This is a genomic window from Streptomyces sp. NPDC001717 (genome assembly GCF_042892775.1).
Taxonomy (GTDB): Bacteria; Actinomycetota; Actinomycetes; order Streptomycetales; family Streptomycetaceae; genus Streptomyces.
In genome coordinates, this window is the sequence record NZ_JBIAUK010000004.1 from 169740 (window position 1) to 185238 (window position 15499).

Consider the following 15499-nt stretch of genomic DNA (forward strand, 5'->3'; position numbering starts at 1 on the left):
GCGGCGGTCGCCGCCGAGGGCGCATCCTGACGGTGTGACCGCGAGAGGGGACAGCCCAGGACCGGCCCCCGATGCCACGGCCCAGGCACTCGCGCGCGGCACGGCGCGCGCCGTGGAGGCCGTCGGCGGGTACGCGGGCGGGGTCTACCTGCGCTCGCACTCCGATCAGCTGCTGCTGGCCGCGAGCGTCGGTCTCCCGGGTGAGCTGTTCCGGTCCTGGTGGCGGATGCAGGTGAACCGCCCGTACCCGGTGGCGGAGGCGTACCGGTCCGGACAGTCCGTGCACCTGCCCGACCCGGAATCGGCCGTACAGCGCTTCCCCCAGCTGATGGCGGGACTGCCCTTCCCCTTCGGTTCGCTGTTCGAGCCGGTGACCGCGGGCTCGGAGCGGTTCGGGGTGCTGATGGTGTTGCGCCCTGCCACTCCCGGTGTGCCGGTGGGGGCCGGCGACCGGGAACGGATCCGCGAGGCCGCGGCGGAGCTGGCACGGGACCTCGCGGCGCTGAGGGCGGCCGGGGAGCCGGTGGTCTGGGAGGGCGATCCGCGGTCCGTGCCTTCGCCCGCCCCGGTCGGGGGCGTCCGCGCCGTCGTGGACCGGCTCGCGCAGGCGCTGCTCTCCGTGGACCGGGAGGGCAGGATCCGCTTCGCGAACGCGGCCGCCGAGACGATGTTCGGCATCCCCCGGGAGCGGCTGCTGGGGCGGGTGCTGTGGGAGGCGGCGCCCTGGCTGGGGAAGCGCGCGTACGAGGACCACTTCCGGGCCGTCTTCCTCGCCGGTGAGGTGGTGCACTTCCCGGTCCGCCGTGGCGGGCACCGGCCCAGGGAGTGGCTGTCCGTCGACCTGTACCCCGGTTCGGACGGTGTGACCGTGCTGATCGGCGCCGCCGAGCAGCCCGATTACCCTCCCGACTCCGCTGCCCAGCCGAGCGGGAACATCGGCTCGGTGGCCGATCGGGCCTCGGCGCTGTACCGCCCGGTGGCCCTGGCGATCGCGCTGACGGAGGCGGTCACGGCCCGCCAGGTGTCGGCGGTCGTCACCGACGAGCTGCTGCCGGCCTTCGGCGGCCGTCAGCTGGCGATCTACATGCTCGACGAGCGGCATCTGTTCCTGGCATGGGAGACGGGGTTCCCGAGGGGTTTCCTCGACCGGTTCGACGGTGTCTCGCTCGAGGCGGAGCTGCCCGGCGTGGAGACGTTGACCTCGGGGCGGCCGATGTTCTTCGAGTCGATGGAGAAGCTGGCCGCCGCCTATCCGGGGATCCCGCTGGACGCGCACGTCGGTGCACGCGCCTTCCTGCCGCTGATCGCCTCCGGCCGGCCGGTGGGCTCCTGCATCCTCGGCTTCGACGCGCCGCGCGGCTTCAGCCCGGAGGAGCGTACGGTGCTGACGGCGCTGGCCGGGCTGATCGCGCAGGCCCTGGAGCGGGCGAAGCGGTACGACAACGAGGCGGCGCGCGCCCGGGGGCTCCAGTCGGCCCTGCTGCCGCACCGGCTGCCGGTGCGCGAGCACGTGGACACGGTGGCCCGCTACCTGCCGGGCTCGGTCGGCATGGACGTGGGCGGCGACTGGTACGACGTGATCGAGACGGACGACGGGCTGCTGGCACTGGTCATCGGGGACGTCCAGGGCCATGGCGTGGCCGCCGCGGCCACCATGGGTCAACTCCGCAGCGCGGTAAGGGCCTTCGCGCTGAGCGGCAGCTCCCCGCAGGAGGTGGCGAGCGGCACCAACCGGTTGCTCATCGACCTGGATCCGGGTCAGTTCGCCAGCTGCTGCTACGTGTCGCTCGATCCCGTGTCGGGGAAGGCCCGGGCGGTGCGCGCCGGGCATCCCCAGCCGCTGATGCGGCACCCCGACGGCCGGGCCGAGGTGCTCGACCTGGCGGGCGGGGTGGTGCTCGGCATCGATCCGAAGGCTTCGTACCCGGTGACGGAACTGCGGCTGGCCACGGGCTCGGTGCTCGCCCTGTACACGGACGGGCTGGTGGAGAAGCCGGGTACCGACATCGACGTCGGTGTGGAGCGGTTGCGGGCGGCGCTGGCCGCGGCGGGTCCGGCTCCGTTGACGGAGATGGCCGACCGGCTGATCGGCGAGGCGGGCAGCTCCGCCGACCGGCCCGACGACATCGCCCTGCTGCTGGCGTCCCGCACGGGCGGCGACCCGTAGGCAACGCGGCCCGGGAGCCCGTCCCGGAGGACCGGGGGTGCCGGGGGTGCCGGGGGCCGCGCCGTACCGGCCGGGTCGGCAGCGCCCGCACATTGCCGGACGCCGCCCACATTCCGGACGGTGTCCGGCAAAGCGGAGGGAAATTCTTCGGTGCCCGAGCTGCGGTTATCGCACCCGTCGCGCAGGCCGCTTTAACACGGTCTTTACGCGGTCCCCAGGTGTCCGGCAGGGTCCGCGACAACGGAATCCGCAGGTGAACAGCTCTTGACCTGCGGTTCTCGCGGAGATTGCATGTCGGCCCGGGAGCCACGGAACCACTTGCTCACCACCGCCTCGGAGGCGATACAGCTCCCGCGCTCATTTCCCAGCTCTGCCGATCGGAACCCCGCACCGATGACTGACACGATCAGCGCACCTCAGGCCCTCTCCCCCGCCACGGGGCCCGCCCCCCAGAAGCTCAAGCGTTCCATCGGCGTCGTCGGCGGCACTCTGCTGACCCTCTCGTGCGTGACGCCCGCCTCGACCCTCTTCGTCGTGGTGCCCGACCTGTTCTCGAGCCTCGGCACGTGGACGGCTCTGACCATCGCGATCGGCTCGCTGCTCTGTATCGGCGTCGCGTTCTGCTACTCGGAGCTCGGGACCCTCATCCCCAGCGCCGGTGGCGAGTACGCCATGGTGTCCACCATGGCCGGCCGGCTCGCCGGGTGGCTGGTGTTCGTCATGTCCCTGCTGGTCGTGATGATCGTGCCGCCCGTGATCGCCATGGGTACGGCCGACTACCTGGCCCCCCTGGTCCACATACCGGCGCCGGTCGCCGGTGGCGCCGTGATGCTGCTCGCCACCCTCGCCGGCCTCCTCGACCTGCGGGCCAACGCCTGGATCACCGGCATCTTCCTGGTGCTCGAAGTGATCGCCGCGGCGCTCGTCGCCGTACTGGGCTTCGCCCACAGCGAGCGCGGCGCCGACGCGCTCGTGCACGGCACGGTCGCGGCCGAGGGCGGCGGCACCTCCGCCGTCACCGCGATGATGGTCGTCTCCGGACTGGCCATCGCCCTCTTCGTCACCCAGGGCTTCTCCACGGCCGTCTACCTCTCGGAGGAGCTGGAGAACCCGAAGCGCAACGTGGCCCGCACCGTGCTCGCCACCCTCGCCATCTCCAGCGCCGTCATCCTGGTCCCGGTCATCGCCATCACCATGGGCGCCCCCGACCTGGAGGCGCTGACCGCCGGTGACCTCGGCGGAATGGTGACCGCCTGGTCCAACTCCGCCGTCGGCACCTTCGTCAGCCTCTGCGTCGCCCTCGCCATCATCAACGCGGGCATCGTCATGGTCATCCAGAACTCCCGCGTGCTGTTCGCCTCCGCCCGCGACCGCGCCTGGCCGATGCCGGTGAACAACGCCCTGTCCAAGCTGGGTCGCTTCGGCTCCCCGTGGGTGGCCACGCTGATCGTCGGCGTCCCGGGGGCGGCGCTGTGCTTCGTCAACCTCGACACCCTGTACGGCGTCACCGGCGTCTCGGTGACCGGCATGTACCTCCTCGTCGCGGTCGCCGCGCTGTTCAGCCGGCGCGGGGCGCACGGCCAGGCCGTCGCCTGGCGGATGCCGCTGTGGCCGGCCGTGCCGATCGTCCTGATCCTCGTCTTCGTGGGCATCCTGATCCAGCAGGACGGCAAGTACCTGCTGTGGACCGGCGGGATCATCGCCGTGGCCACGCTGTACTGGGCCCTGTACCTGCGTCCGCGCCAGGACACCCGCTGGCTGGTCACCATCCCGGAGGACGACCTGGGCACGGAGGCGTAGTCCGCCCGGCCCCGGGTCAACTCCCGAGGCTGATCACGACCTTCCCGAACGGCGGGTCCACCTCGTGGTTCCGATAGGCCGTGTGCACTTCCTCGAAGGAGTGCACACGGCCTATCTGCGGTCGCAGCCCGTGCGCCGTGACGGCGCGGTTCATCGCCTCGAACCGCTCCCGGCTGCCGACGAACTCGCGGCGGATCGTGGCCAGGCTCGACGCGTACGCCTCGTTCGACACCTCGATCCCGGGCTTGCGGGCGCTGCCGGTGATCAACAGGGCGATCTGGCCGTAGAGGGCACTGGCGCGCAGCGACTGTTCGATGGTGTCCGGGCCGCCCGTCTCGACGACCAGGTCGGCGCCGAGCCCGTCGGTGGCCTCCCTGACCTGCGTGCTCCATTCCGGGTGGCGCCGGTAGTCGACGACCGCGTCGGCGCCCAGTGCCTTGAGGCGGTCGGCCTTCTCCTCGTCCGAGGTCGTCGACACGACCCGCAGGCCCATCGACTTCGCGAACTGCACGGCGAACAGGGCGACCGGGCCGGTGCCGAGGGTGAGCACCGTCTGGCCGGGGAGCAGGGCTTCGCCGCCGGTCAGCGCGGACCACGCGGTCAGCGCCGCGCACGGCAGGGTCGCCGCCTCCTCCCAGGTCAGGTGCGCCGGGACGGCCACCGCCCACTGCTCGTCCAGTACGGCGTACTCCGCGAGCATCCCGTCGATGGTGCAGCCGGGCTGGTCGATGGCATCCGGGGTGATCCGGCCGGTGCGCCAGCGCGGGAAGTAGGAGGAGGAGACGCGGTCGCCGACCGCGAACCGGGTCACGGCCTCCCCCACTGCGACGACCTCGCCCGCGCCGTCGCTCAGTGCAACCACACCGGGGACGGCGGGCAGCGGGTACCGGCCGTGGAGGATCATCAGGTCGCGCCGGTTGAGGGAGGCGGCGCGGACGGCGACCACGATGTCGGTCGGGCCGGCCGGTTCCGGGACCGCCGGGCCGTGCTCGCGCAGCACGATCCCGTCGATGTCACCGAAGGATTCCAGGTGGTACGCACGCATCTCCGCCTCCATGGCTCGGCTCGGGTCGCCGGTGGTCGCTCGTTCGACCCCCCGGATGTTCCGGTCCGCGGGATGCGCCCGGCAATTCCCTGCGGGGAATCGCCGGGTCCGCCGAACAGCGGCTAGAAAGGGGCCATGGCCACCTCTGCTGTCGCGTCCACGTCCCCCTCTCCCTTCGGGCGCGAGCTGCGGCGCAGACGGACGCTGCGCCGCGTCAGCCAGCTCGAACTCGCCGTGCTCGCCGGGACCACCCAGCGCCATCTCAGCTTCGTGGAGAGCGGCCGCTCCCTGCCGGGGCGGGCGATGGTGGTGCGGCTCGCCGAGGCGCTGGGGCTGACCCTGCGGGAGCGCAACTCGCTTCTTCTGAAAGCCGGTTACGTGCCCGCCTACGCCGAGTCGCCGCGGGACGGGGACGCGATCGAGCCGGCGATGACGGCCCTGTGTTCCATCCTGACCGGGCATCTGCCGTACCCGGCGGTGGTGGCGGGGGCGCGCGGCGAACTCGTCATGGCCAACGAGGCGTTCGGGGTGCTGACGGAGGGGGCGGCCGCACACCTGCTCGAACCGCCGGTGAACGTGCTGCGCCTGGCCCTGCACCCGGAGGGCATGGCGCCGCGCGTGGTGAACCTGGCGGCGTGGGGGCGGCACATCGTGGAGGGCGTACGGGGGCGTGCCGCCGCTCACCCGGATCCCGGACTGGACGCGCTGCTGGCCGAGTTGAGCGGCTACCTGCCGTCGGGGGCGGTACCGGGGCCGGACCACCTCGGCTTCGCCGTGCCGCTGCGGCTGCGCACCGGGGAGGGCGAACTGCGACTCCTGACCACCCTGACCTCCTTCGCGACGGCCGTGGACGTCACGCTGGCCGAACTGCACCTGGAGGCGTTCCTGCCGGCCGACGCGGAGACCGGCGACCTGCTGCGCCGCCGCGAGGAGGCCCGGGTGGACGGCGGGGCGCCGGTCAGCCGCCGAGCGTGAGCGCGCTGTTGACCAGCCCGATGTGGCTGAACGCCTGCGGGTAGTTGCCGAGTTGGCGTCCGGCGACGGGGTCGTACTCCTCGGCGAGCAGGCCCACGTCGTTGCGTACCGCCAGCAGCCGATCGAAGAGCTCCCTGGCCTCCGTCTCCCGGCCGGTCATGTGCAGGGCGTCGACCAGCCAGAACGAGCAGGCCAGGAAGGCTCCTTCGTCGCCGGGCAGTCCGTCGACGGAGACGCCCTCGGTGCTGTAGCGGCGGACCAGTCCGCTGCTGCCGAGTTCGGCGCGCACCGCGTCGACCGTGCCGATGACGCGCGGGTCGTCGGGCGGCAGGAAGCCGACCCGGGGAATGAGCAGGGTGGCCGCGTCGAGTTCGCGCGAGCCGTAGTACTGGGTGAAGGTGCCGCGCTCGGTGTCGAACCCGTTGTCGCAGACGTCGCGGTGCACCGCGTCGCGCATGGCCCGGAAGCGCTTGACGTCGCCGTCGAGCGAGGGGTCGGCCTCCAGGGTCCGCACGGCCCGGTCGGCCGCGACCCAGGCCATCACCTTGGAGTGCACGAAGTGGCGTCGGGGGCCGCGCACCTCCCAGAGCCCTTCGTCGGGACGGTGCCAGTTGCGCTCCAGGAAGTCGAGGAGCGCGATCTGGATCCGCCAGGCGTGGCGTTCGGCGGGCAGCCCGGCGGACCTGGCGAGGTAGAGGGAGTCGATGACCTCCCCGTACACGTCGAGCTGGAGCTGGTCGGCGGCGGCGTTGCCGACCCGGGCGGGGGCGGAGCCGGCGTACCCGCGCAGCCAGGGCAGCTCGCTCTCGGGGATCCGGCGCTCGCCCCCGAGCCCGTACATGATCTGGAGGTCCGCGGGGTCGCCGGCGACGGCCCGCAGCAGCCATCTGCGCCAGGCGTGGGCCTCGTCGAGGAAGCCGGTGGCGATGAGGGAGTCCAGGGTGAGGGTGGAGTCGCGCAGCCAGCAGTAGCGGTAGTCCCAGTTGCGGACTCCGCCGATCTCCTCGGGCAGGGAGGTGGTGGCCGCGGCGGCGATGCCGCCGGTCGGGGCGTAGGTGAGTGCCTTGAGGGTGATCAGGGAGCGGGTGACGGCTTCCCGGTAGGGGCCTTCGTAGCGGCACTGGGCGGTCCATTCGCGCCAGTCGGCGAGGCTCTGGTCCAGGGCGGCGTACGGGTCGACGGGCTCGGGGCGCGGTTCGTGGGAGGGGTGCCAGGTCAGCACGAAGGCGACGCGTTGGCCCTCGGCGACGGGGAACTGGGAGCGGGTGCTGTTGTCCTCGCCCCAGGTGCGGACCGGGGGTTCGCTGCGGAACCAGACGGAGTCGGGTCCGGCGATGGCGACGCGGTCGCCGTTGCTGCGGCGGACCCAGGGGACGACGTGGCCGTAGTCGAACCGCAGGCGCAGGGTGCTGCCCATCCTGACCCGCCCGGAGATGCCCTCGACGATGCGGATCACCTCGGGGGCCACGTCGCGCTGCGGCATGAGGTCGATGACCTTGACGGCGCCGGTGTCCGTCTCCCAGTAGGACTCCAGGACCAGCGTGTCGTCCACGTAGGCCCAGCGGGTGCACCGCTCGCCGTCGGCGGCGTCGAGGGGGGCGATCCGCCAGTGGCCGTTCTCCTCGTCTCCGAGGATCCTGGCGAAGCAGGCACCGGAGTCGAAGCGCGGCAGGCACAGCCAGTCGACCGACCCGTCACGGCCGACCAGTCCGCTGGTCATCAGGTCGCCGATGAGTGCGTAGTCTTCGATGGGTTGGGTCATTTGCGCCTTATTCCACCAAATGCCCGGGGTCAATCAGGACGGACCCCGGGCATCCGGCACGGCATCAGCCGCGCACGAGGAGGAGGACGCCCCCGAGGACGACGCCGAGCGCGACGGCGAGGGCTCCGTGGGTCAGGCGGTGGGCGCGCAGGACGGGCAGGAAGCGGTCGACGGCGTACCGTCCGGGGCCGGTGAGGGCGAGGGCGGCGGCGCCCGCCGTCAGGAGGAGTTCGTACTCGACGCCCTGCGGGGCGAAGAAGGAACCGGCTCCGTGGACGGCGATGGCGTTGACGAGGGTGCCGACGACGGCGGCTCCGGCGAGCGGGGTGAGCAGTCCGACGGCGAGGCCGAGGCCGCCGAGGGTCTCGGTCAGGCCGGCGAGGACGGCCATGGCGTCCCCGGCGGGGTAGCCACTGGCGGTGAAGAACCGACCGGTGCCGCCGATGCCGCCGCCCCCGAACCAGCCGAAGAGCTTCTGGGAACCGTGCGCGGCCATGGTCAGCCCGAGGACGAGGCGCAGGATCAGCAGGCCCACGTCGTGGCCGGGGGTGGAGAGGGCCGCGGGGAGGACGGTGGCGGAGGTGGAGGCGGCCGGCGACTTCGCAGCGGTGGCGGAGGGGCTGGTCATGGGGGGTTCGGTTCCTTCCGGAGGGGCGGGCCGTGGACTCGGGTGGTTCCAACCCGAGGTAGTTCAAATTCGAACTCGGACTCCGACCCTAGCCAGTGATTCAAATTCGAACAACCCATGTAGGGTGGAGCCATGGCTGATTCGGCTGACATGGCTGGCACGAGATGGCTGGACGAGCGCGAGATGCGGGCCTGGAGCGGCTTCCTGGCCGCGTCCGCCCTGGTCAACCGACGACTCGACCAGCAACTCAAGGACGACTCCGGACTCTCGCACCCGCAGTACGAGATCCTCGTGCGGCTCGCCGCGGCGCCCGACCGCGAGCTGCGGATGACCGAGCTGGCCAACGGCCTGATCAACTCCAAGAGCGGGCTCACCTACCAGGTGACCCAGATGGAGAAGGCCGGCCTGGTCCGGCGCCGCAGCTGCCCCTCCGACGTCCGCGGGGTGTTCGCCGTCCTCACCGACGCCGGCGCCGCCAAGCTGAGCGAGGCCGCGCCCGGGCACGTGGCGACGGTCCGGGAGGTCCTCGTCGACGTCCTGACCCCGGCGCAGCTGGACGCGCTCGCCGACGGGCTCGGCGAGGTCGGCCGCAGGCTGCGCGCACAGGGCGCGTAGCGGTAGCGTCGACGGGAGCGCGTCCGGTAGCACCTGTCCGATCGGGGGTATATGGGCGTCATGGACACCACGGCCTGGCTCACACTGGCGACGGTCCTCACGGTCGGACTCGCGATCGCGGCGGCCGTGCTGCTCGTGCGCGTCTTCAAGGCGCGGCGGCTCCTGCTCGACGCGGGGATCCCGTTGCACGACAAGGCGCTCTTCTGGGTCGCCGTGGCGTACACGATCTCCCCCGTGGACCTGATCCCGGACCCGGTGTACCTGGACGACATCGGAATCCTGTTGCTGGCCCTGCGCGCCCTGCACGCGGCGGCCACCGCCGCCCGCGCGGACAAGGAGCCGGGCGCGGCGTAGCGGGCGGCGGGCCCCCGGTCAGCGCACGCCGCGGGTGCGGAACTGGACGCTGATCCGCGGCCCCACGGCCCGCGCCGACTTGGGCACGGCGTGTTCCATGGTGCGCTGGCAGGAACCGCCCATGACGACGAGGTCGCCGTGGCCGAGCGGGAGCCGGAGCAGCGTGGGACCGCCGCCGTGGGGGCGCAGCGCGAGATCGCGCGGGTCGCCGACGGACAGGATGGCGATCATGGTGTCCTCGGTGGAGGAGCGGCCGATGCGGTCCCCGTGCCAGGCGACGCTGTCGCGACCGTCGCGGTACAGGCACAGGCCGGCGGTGGCGAAGGGCTCCCCGAGCTCGACGGCGTAGTGCCGGCCGAGCGCGTCGCGAGCCTCGGCGAGGGACGGGTGCGGGAGGGCCTCGCCCTCCGCGTAGAACGCGAGCAGCCGGGGCACGTCCACCTCCCGCTCGTACATCTGCCGCCGTTCGGCGTGCCAGGGCACGTCGGCCGCGAGTCGTTCGAAGAGCGCGTCGGCGCCGCTCAGCCAGCCGGGCAGGTGGTCGACCCACGCCCCCGCCCCGAGATCCGTGCGCCGCACGGCGTCCAGCGGGCCGAGCCGGATCTCGTCGCCCTGGTCGAAGAGGGAACCCTGAAGGCCTTGGGCTGCGTACATGTCTCCAGCCTAACCCCAGGAACCGAACACTTGCGCTAATAGATCTCCGAACAGGTCTTCGAGTGGACCCCTCGGGCCGCCCGCCTCCGCCACTTCGGCCAATTGGTCCAGACCTATTGACGGCGGGGCATCCGGAGGAATAGGTTCCCGGCGACGAGGCGGACGAGCCCCCAACTACCGCCGCCCGCAACGGTGTTGCCGCCATCCCCCCACCCACGCCGGAGGCATTTCCTTGCGCACCCCCACACGCACCCGCACACGCACCCGCACCCGTCTCGCCTGCGGCCTGGGCGCCGCCCTCCTCGGCGCGGCCGCGGTGCTGACGGCCCCCGGCTCCGCGTTCGGCGCCGACCTGCTCGCGAACGGCGGCTTCGAGGCGGCCGGCACCCCGGCCGGCTGGTCCTGTTCGGGCGGCCTGGGCTCCGTGGTGAGCTCACCCGTGCACGGCGGCTCGAAGGCGCTGGCCGGTGCGGCCACCGCCTCCGACAACGCCAAGTGCACCCAGTCCGTCGCCGTCCGGCCGAACACCACCTACACGCTCTCGGCCTGGGTCCGCGGCAGCTACGTCTACCTCGGAGTCACCGGCGGGCCCTCGACCTGGACCACCTCCACCGGCGCCTACTCCCTGCTCACCGTCACCTTCACCACGGGCGCCTCCCAGACCAGCGCGGAGGTCTACCTCAACGGCTGGTACGGGCAGGGCACCTACTACGCCGACGACGTCATCCTCGACGGCCCCGGCGGCACCGCCGACACCCAGGCGCCCACCGTCCCGACCGGCCTCACCTCCACGGGCAAGACCTCCACCAGCGCCTCGCTGGCCTGGACCGCCTCCACCGACAACGTCGGCGTCACCGGCTACGACGTCTACCAGGGGGCCACGAAGGTCGCCACGGCCACCGGCACCGGTGCGACCGTCACCGGCCTGACCCCCGCCACGAACTACACGTTCACCGTCCGGGCCCACGACCTGGCGGGGAACACCTCGGCCGCCTCCGCCCCCGTGTCCGTCACCACCGACAACGGAACGGTCCCGACCGGTTTCAAGCAGGCCGCGCCCTACCTCTACCAGGGCTGGGGCAACCCGCCGAGCGCCACCACCGTGATGAACGCGACCGGCGCGAAGTGGTTCACCATGGCCTTCATCCTCTCCTCCGGCGGCTGCAACCCGGCCTGGGACGGCCAGCGGCCGCTGGCCGGCGGCGTGGACCAGAGCACCATCGCCTCGATCCGCGCGGCGGGCGGGGACGTCGTCCCGTCCATCGGCGGCTGGCAGGGCAACAAGCTCGGCCCCAACTGCGCCACTCCCGAGGCCCTGGCCGGCGCCTACCAGAAGGTCATCGACGCCTACGGCCTGAAGGCGATCGACGTGGACATCGAGAACACCGACGAGTTCGAGAACGCCGCGGTCCAGGACCGCATCCTCGGCGCCCTCAAGATCGTCAAGCAGAACAACCCGGGCCTGCGGACCATCCTGACCTTCGGGACGAGCACCACCGGCCCGACCTCGTGGGGCAACCGCCTGATCGACCAGGCCAAGGCGCTCAACGCCGGCATCGACGTCTTCACCATCATGCCGTTCGACTTCGGCAACGCCTCGACCGACATGTACGCGAGCACGGTCAGCGCCACCGAGGGCCTCAAGGCCAAGCTGAAGTCCTCCTTCGGCTGGGACGACGCGACCGCCTACGCGCACATCGGCATCTCCGGGATGAACGGCATCAGCGACACCCAGGAGACGACGACCGTCCGCAACTGGACCGACATCCGCGACTGGGCCAACTCCCACCACCTCGCCCGCCTCGCCTTCTGGTCCGTCAACCGCGACCGGGGCTGCCCCGGCGGCGGCCTCCAGGAGAGCTGCTCGGGCATCGCGCAGAGCGACTGGCAGTTCACCTCGATCACGGCGGGCTTCACCGGCTGACCACCCGGCCCCGCCGTTCGCAGGGCCGCCGCCGCACCATCGGCGGCGGCCCTTCCGTGCGCCGTCCAGCCCGCACGACGCGGTCCGGCTGCCCGCGCGCGGGTCCGGTGCGCGGGCCCACAATGGGGGGAGCGAGCCCTGCTCTGTCGTGACTCCGTGGAGGTGTCCCGTGTCCCGCAGTCACCACTTCCACGTCGATCACGGCGCCCACTCGATCACCGTCAACGTCGGGCCCGGACGGACGGGTGAGATCGAGCTCCTCGTCAACGGCAAGCTCATCGCCCACCGCGAGGAGCACGAACCGGGCACCACGGTGCTGGAGGGCGTCCTGCCCGAGGAGCCGGCCCACCCCTTCCGGATCATGGTGCGCCAGCCGCACCTGGTCCCGACGCCGCCACGGTGCACCTGGGAGATGGACGGCGTCGAACACGTCATGCCCGAGCGGTACTCCCCCTAACCTGACCTCGAACAGGCCGTTGCGGCCGGGAACTTGATCCGGCAGTCGAGGGAGACGTCCGTGAAGATGCTGATCAACTCCGCTGAGACCGTGGTCGCCGACGCGCTGCGCGGAATGGCAGCCGCCCACCCCGAGCTGGACGTCGACGTCGAGCGGCGGATCGTCGTACGTCGGGACGCGCGCACCGGTGGCCGCGTCGGCCTGGTGTCCGGGGGCGGGTCCGGGCACGAGCCGCTGCACGCCGGGTTCGTGGGGTACGGGATGCTGGCCGCCGCCTGTCCCGGAGAGGTGTTCACCTCGCCGGTGCCCGACCAGATGGTGCGCGCGGCCGCGTCCGTGGAGTCCGGTCAGGGGGTGCTGTTCGTCGTCAAGAACTACACCGGGGACGTACTGAACTTCGACATGGCCGCCGAGCTCGCCGAGGAGGACGGGCTCCGGGTGGAGCGGGTCCTGGTCGACGACGACGTCGCCGTGACCGACAGCCTGTACACGGCCGGGCGGCGGGGCACGGGTGCCACGCTCTTCGTGGAGAAGATCGCCGGGGCCGCCGCCGAGGAGGGGGCGCCGCTGGAGCGGGTCGCCTCGATCGCCCGGAAGGTCAACGGGGCCTCGCGCAGCTTCGGGGTGGCGCTGACCGCGTGCTCCACTCCGGCGAAGGGCAGCCCCACCTTCGAACTTCCCGACGGGGAATTGGAGTTGGGCGTCGGCATCCACGGCGAGCCCGGGCGGGAGCGGCGCGCGATGATGCCGGCTCGGGAGATCGCGGAGATCGCGGTCGGGGCCGTACTGGAGGAGCTCACGGAGGTGGGGCCCGCCGACGGGCCGGTGCTGGTGCTGGTCAACGGGATGGGCGCGACTCCACTGCTGGAGCTGTACGGGTTCCACGCGGAGGTGGCGCGGCTGCTGGCGGCGCGGGGCGTGCCGGTGGCGCGGGCGCTCGTTGGAAACTACGTCACTTCGCTTGACATGGCGGGGTGTTCGGTCACGTTGTGCCGCGCCGACGAGGAGCTGCTGAGGCTCTGGGACGCGCCGGTGCGGACGGCGGCGCTGCGCTGGGGCCGCTGACTCGTATGGTGTCGATGGACCGCGCAGTACGAGTCGGGTGAGGCGAGGAGAACCGGTGCTTGACGCAGACTTCTTCCGGCGCTGGATGGCGGCGGCGGCCGCCGCGGTGGAGCGCGAGGCGGACCGGCTGACCGAGCTCGACTCCCCCATCGGGGACGCCGACCACGGGAGCAATCTGCAGCGCGGCTTCACGGCGGTGCTCGCGGCCTTGGACGCGGACGCCCCGGCGACGCCCGGCGCGGTGCTGCAGCTCGCCGGGCGGACGCTGATCTCGACGGTGGGCGGGGCGTCGGGGCCGCTGTACGGGACGCTGCTGCGCCGCACCGGCAAGGAGCTCGGCGAGGCCCCGGAGGTTTCCGACACCGAGCTGCGGCAGGCCCTGTACGCGGGGGTGGGAGCGGTGGCGCAGCTCGGCGGGGCGGCGCCGGGCGACGCGACGATGCTGGACGCGCTCGTACCGGGGGTGGCCGCGCTGAGCACGTCGTACCGGGCGGCCGGCGACGCGGCGGAGCACGGGGCGCTGGCGACGGTGCCGATGCAGGCCCGCAAGGGCCGGGCCAGCTATCTCGGCGAGCGGAGCATCGGCCATCAGGACCCGGGCGCGACCTCGTCGGCGCTGCTGCTGCGGGCGCTGGCCGACGTGGCGGACGGCGTCCTGTGACGGGCGGCGGCCCGGTCGGCATCGTGCTGGTGTCGCACAGCGCGTCGGTGGCGGAGTCGGTGGCGGAACTGGCACGCGACCTGGCGGCGGGCGGCCCGGTGGCCCCGCTGGCCGCGGCGGGCGGCACGGCCGACGGCGGGCTCGGCACGAGCGCGGAGCTGATCCGCGCGGCCGCGGCCGCGGTGGACCGCGGCGCGGGGGTCGTGCTGCTGGCCGACCTCGGCAGTTCGGTACTGACGATCAAGGCCCTGCTGGCGGAGGACGAACTCCCCGAGGGGGCGCTGCTGGCGGACGCCCCGTTCGTGGAGGGCGCGGTGGCGGCCCTGATCACCGCCTCCACCGGAGCTCCCGCCGCCGCCGTGGCCTCGGCCGCGACGGAGGCGTACACCTACCGCAAGGCCTGACCCCGCCACCACCGGATCCGGAACCGCCCGGGCACCGGGCGGTATCCGCCCTGCCGCCGGAGGCTAGGGCCGGCCGCGCAGGGTTTCGATCTCTCGGCGTTCCCGCTTCGTCGGGCGGCCCGCGCCGCGGTCGCGGATGCCGACCGCCGCGGCTTCGACCGGGGTCGGCGGCGGCGGGCTGTTGTCGACGAAGCACTCCGCGGCGACCGGCGGGCCCACCCGCTTGGAGACGGGCCTGCGGACCACCACGATCCGCTCCCGCCCCGCGTGGAAGAGCCGCACCTCGTCGCCCGCGCGCACCGACTGGGCGGGCTTGGCGCGTTCCCCGTTGACCTTCACGTGCCCGGCCCGGCATGCGGTCGCCGCGATCGAGCGGGTCTTCGTCAGGCGCACGGACCAGATCCACGCATCGACCCGCACCGTGCCCGTGTCCGTTCCCGATACCTCTTCAGCCATGACCCGACTCTAGCGAGGCGGGCAGGTGAAAACGGAACGACTTTTGGCGATTGCGACAAGAGGCATCGCAGCTACCAGGTACTTCATCCTGATGAGATTGCAAATGCGCGACGCATGGCCCTACCTTGTCGCACATGCAGTCCTACACAATCGGACAGGCGGCGCGTCTGCTGGGTGTCAGCCCGGACACCGCGCGCCGCTGGGCCGACGCCGGCCGGGTCACGACCCATCGCGACGAGACCGGCCGTCGGCTGATCAACGGCCGCGACCTGGCCGCCTTCTCCATCGAAGTGGGACAGGGTGCCCACATCGAGGACGGGGAGCCGTACACCTCGGCGCGGAACGCCTTTCCCGGCATCGTCACGGCCGTCCGGCTCGGCGACGTGGCCGCCCAGGTCGAGATCCAGGCGGGTCCCCACCGCTTGGTCTCCCTCCTCACCCGTGAGGCCGTGGAGGAGTTGGGGCTGGAGGTCGGAATGCGGGCCACCGCCCGCGTGAAGTCCACCAGCGTGCACATCGATCGCATCTGAAC

Annotated in this window: 16 protein-coding genes; 11 read left to right on the forward strand and 5 right to left on the reverse strand. The window is 72.5% G+C overall.

Features of this window, described 5'->3' with window-relative positions:
- Positions 1-34: 34 nt before the first annotated feature.
- Positions 35-2167, forward strand: a complete 2133-nt coding sequence (locus ACFYZL_RS10375; protein ID WP_384743981.1) for a SpoIIE family protein phosphatase — start codon at positions 35-37, stop codon at positions 2165-2167.
- Between the two features lie 393 nt (positions 2168-2560).
- Positions 2561-3967 carry an APC family permease gene (locus ACFYZL_RS10380; protein WP_384743979.1) on the forward strand — a complete coding sequence of 469 codons (1407 nt, stop codon included), beginning with the start codon at positions 2561-2563 and terminating at the stop codon, positions 3965-3967.
- 16 nt (positions 3968-3983) lie between these two features.
- Here the strand turns inward: ACFYZL_RS10380 and ACFYZL_RS10385 are convergent, their stop codons facing one another.
- Complete coding sequence (locus ACFYZL_RS10385; RefSeq protein WP_388677872.1) at positions 3984-5012, reverse strand: NAD(P)-dependent alcohol dehydrogenase; 1029 nt, start codon at positions 5010-5012, stop codon at positions 3984-3986.
- A gap of 135 nt (positions 5013-5147) precedes the next feature.
- On the opposite strand from ACFYZL_RS10385, the gene ACFYZL_RS10390 reads away from it, so the two are divergent.
- Positions 5148-5987 (forward strand): helix-turn-helix domain-containing protein, encoded by an 840-nt coding sequence (locus tag ACFYZL_RS10390; RefSeq protein ID WP_388677875.1) that lies wholly within the window; start codon positions 5148-5150, stop codon positions 5985-5987.
- Here the strand turns inward: ACFYZL_RS10390 and ACFYZL_RS10395 are convergent.
- Together ACFYZL_RS10395 and ACFYZL_RS10400 are read right to left on the reverse strand one after the other, a co-directional pair.
- A complete protein-coding gene (locus tag ACFYZL_RS10395) occupies positions 5971-7770 on the reverse strand; it encodes a glycoside hydrolase family 15 protein (protein ID WP_388678162.1) in 1800 nt (599 codons plus the stop codon). The two genes, ACFYZL_RS10390 and ACFYZL_RS10395, sit on opposite strands and share 17 nt — an antisense overlap.
- Before the next feature lie 43 nt (positions 7771-7813).
- Positions 7814-8377: a DoxX family membrane protein gene (locus ACFYZL_RS10400; protein WP_384743973.1), complete on the reverse strand. Its 564-nt coding sequence runs from the start codon at positions 8375-8377 to the stop codon at positions 7814-7816.
- 150 nt (positions 8378-8527) lie between these two features.
- On the opposite strand from ACFYZL_RS10400, the gene ACFYZL_RS10405 reads away from it, so the two are divergent.
- Both ACFYZL_RS10405 and ACFYZL_RS10410 read left to right on the forward strand, forming a co-directional pair.
- Positions 8528-8992: a MarR family winged helix-turn-helix transcriptional regulator gene (locus ACFYZL_RS10405; RefSeq protein ID WP_384581086.1), complete on the forward strand. Its 465-nt coding sequence runs from the start codon at positions 8528-8530 to the stop codon at positions 8990-8992.
- A 60-nt stretch (positions 8993-9052) separates the two neighbouring features.
- Positions 9053-9346 carry a YkvA family protein gene (locus tag ACFYZL_RS10410; RefSeq protein ID WP_384743972.1) on the forward strand — a complete coding sequence of 98 codons (294 nt, stop codon included), beginning with the start codon at positions 9053-9055 and terminating at the stop codon, positions 9344-9346.
- A gap of 18 nt (positions 9347-9364) precedes the next feature.
- Here ACFYZL_RS10410 and ACFYZL_RS10415 read toward each other — a convergent pair whose 3' ends face one another.
- Complete coding sequence (locus ACFYZL_RS10415) at positions 9365-10000, reverse strand: alpha-ketoglutarate-dependent dioxygenase AlkB (protein WP_388677880.1); 636 nt, start codon at positions 9998-10000, stop codon at positions 9365-9367.
- 232 nt (positions 10001-10232) lie between these two features.
- Between ACFYZL_RS10415 and ACFYZL_RS10420 the strand changes: the two genes are divergently transcribed.
- From ACFYZL_RS10420 to ACFYZL_RS10440, 5 genes are all read left to right on the forward strand, one after another.
- Entirely contained in the window at positions 10233-11924 is a 1692-nt protein-coding gene (locus ACFYZL_RS10420) for a fibronectin type III domain-containing protein (protein ID WP_384743969.1), read from the forward strand.
- 169 nt (positions 11925-12093) lie between these two features.
- Positions 12094-12381: a hypothetical protein gene (locus tag ACFYZL_RS10425; protein WP_384743967.1), complete on the forward strand. Its 288-nt coding sequence runs from the start codon at positions 12094-12096 to the stop codon at positions 12379-12381.
- Positions 12382-12441: 60 nt separating this feature from the next.
- Positions 12442-13446 (forward strand): dihydroxyacetone kinase subunit DhaK, encoded by a 1005-nt coding sequence (dhaK, locus tag ACFYZL_RS10430; RefSeq protein ID WP_384743965.1) that lies wholly within the window; start codon positions 12442-12444, stop codon positions 13444-13446.
- A 55-nt stretch (positions 13447-13501) separates the two neighbouring features.
- A complete protein-coding gene (gene dhaL, locus ACFYZL_RS10435; protein WP_388677885.1) occupies positions 13502-14107 on the forward strand; it encodes a dihydroxyacetone kinase subunit DhaL in 606 nt (201 codons plus the stop codon).
- On the forward strand, positions 14104-14511 hold the full coding sequence (locus tag ACFYZL_RS10440; protein ID WP_384743962.1) for a PTS-dependent dihydroxyacetone kinase phosphotransferase subunit DhaM: 408 nt from the start codon (positions 14104-14106) through the stop codon (positions 14509-14511). Before dhaL ends, ACFYZL_RS10440 begins: the two co-directional genes overlap by 4 nt.
- 63 nt (positions 14512-14574) lie before the next feature.
- Here the strand turns inward: ACFYZL_RS10440 and ACFYZL_RS10445 are convergent, their stop codons facing one another.
- Positions 14575-14967 carry an RNA-binding S4 domain-containing protein gene (locus ACFYZL_RS10445; protein WP_384581035.1) on the reverse strand — a complete coding sequence of 131 codons (393 nt, stop codon included), beginning with the start codon at positions 14965-14967 and terminating at the stop codon, positions 14575-14577.
- 134 nt (positions 14968-15101) lie between these two features.
- Here ACFYZL_RS10445 and ACFYZL_RS10450 point away from each other — a divergent pair, with 134 nt between their 5' ends.
- Positions 15102-15497 (forward strand): molybdopterin-binding protein, encoded by a 396-nt coding sequence (locus ACFYZL_RS10450; RefSeq protein ID WP_384581036.1) that lies wholly within the window; start codon positions 15102-15104, stop codon positions 15495-15497.
- Positions 15498-15499 lie beyond the last annotated feature (2 nt).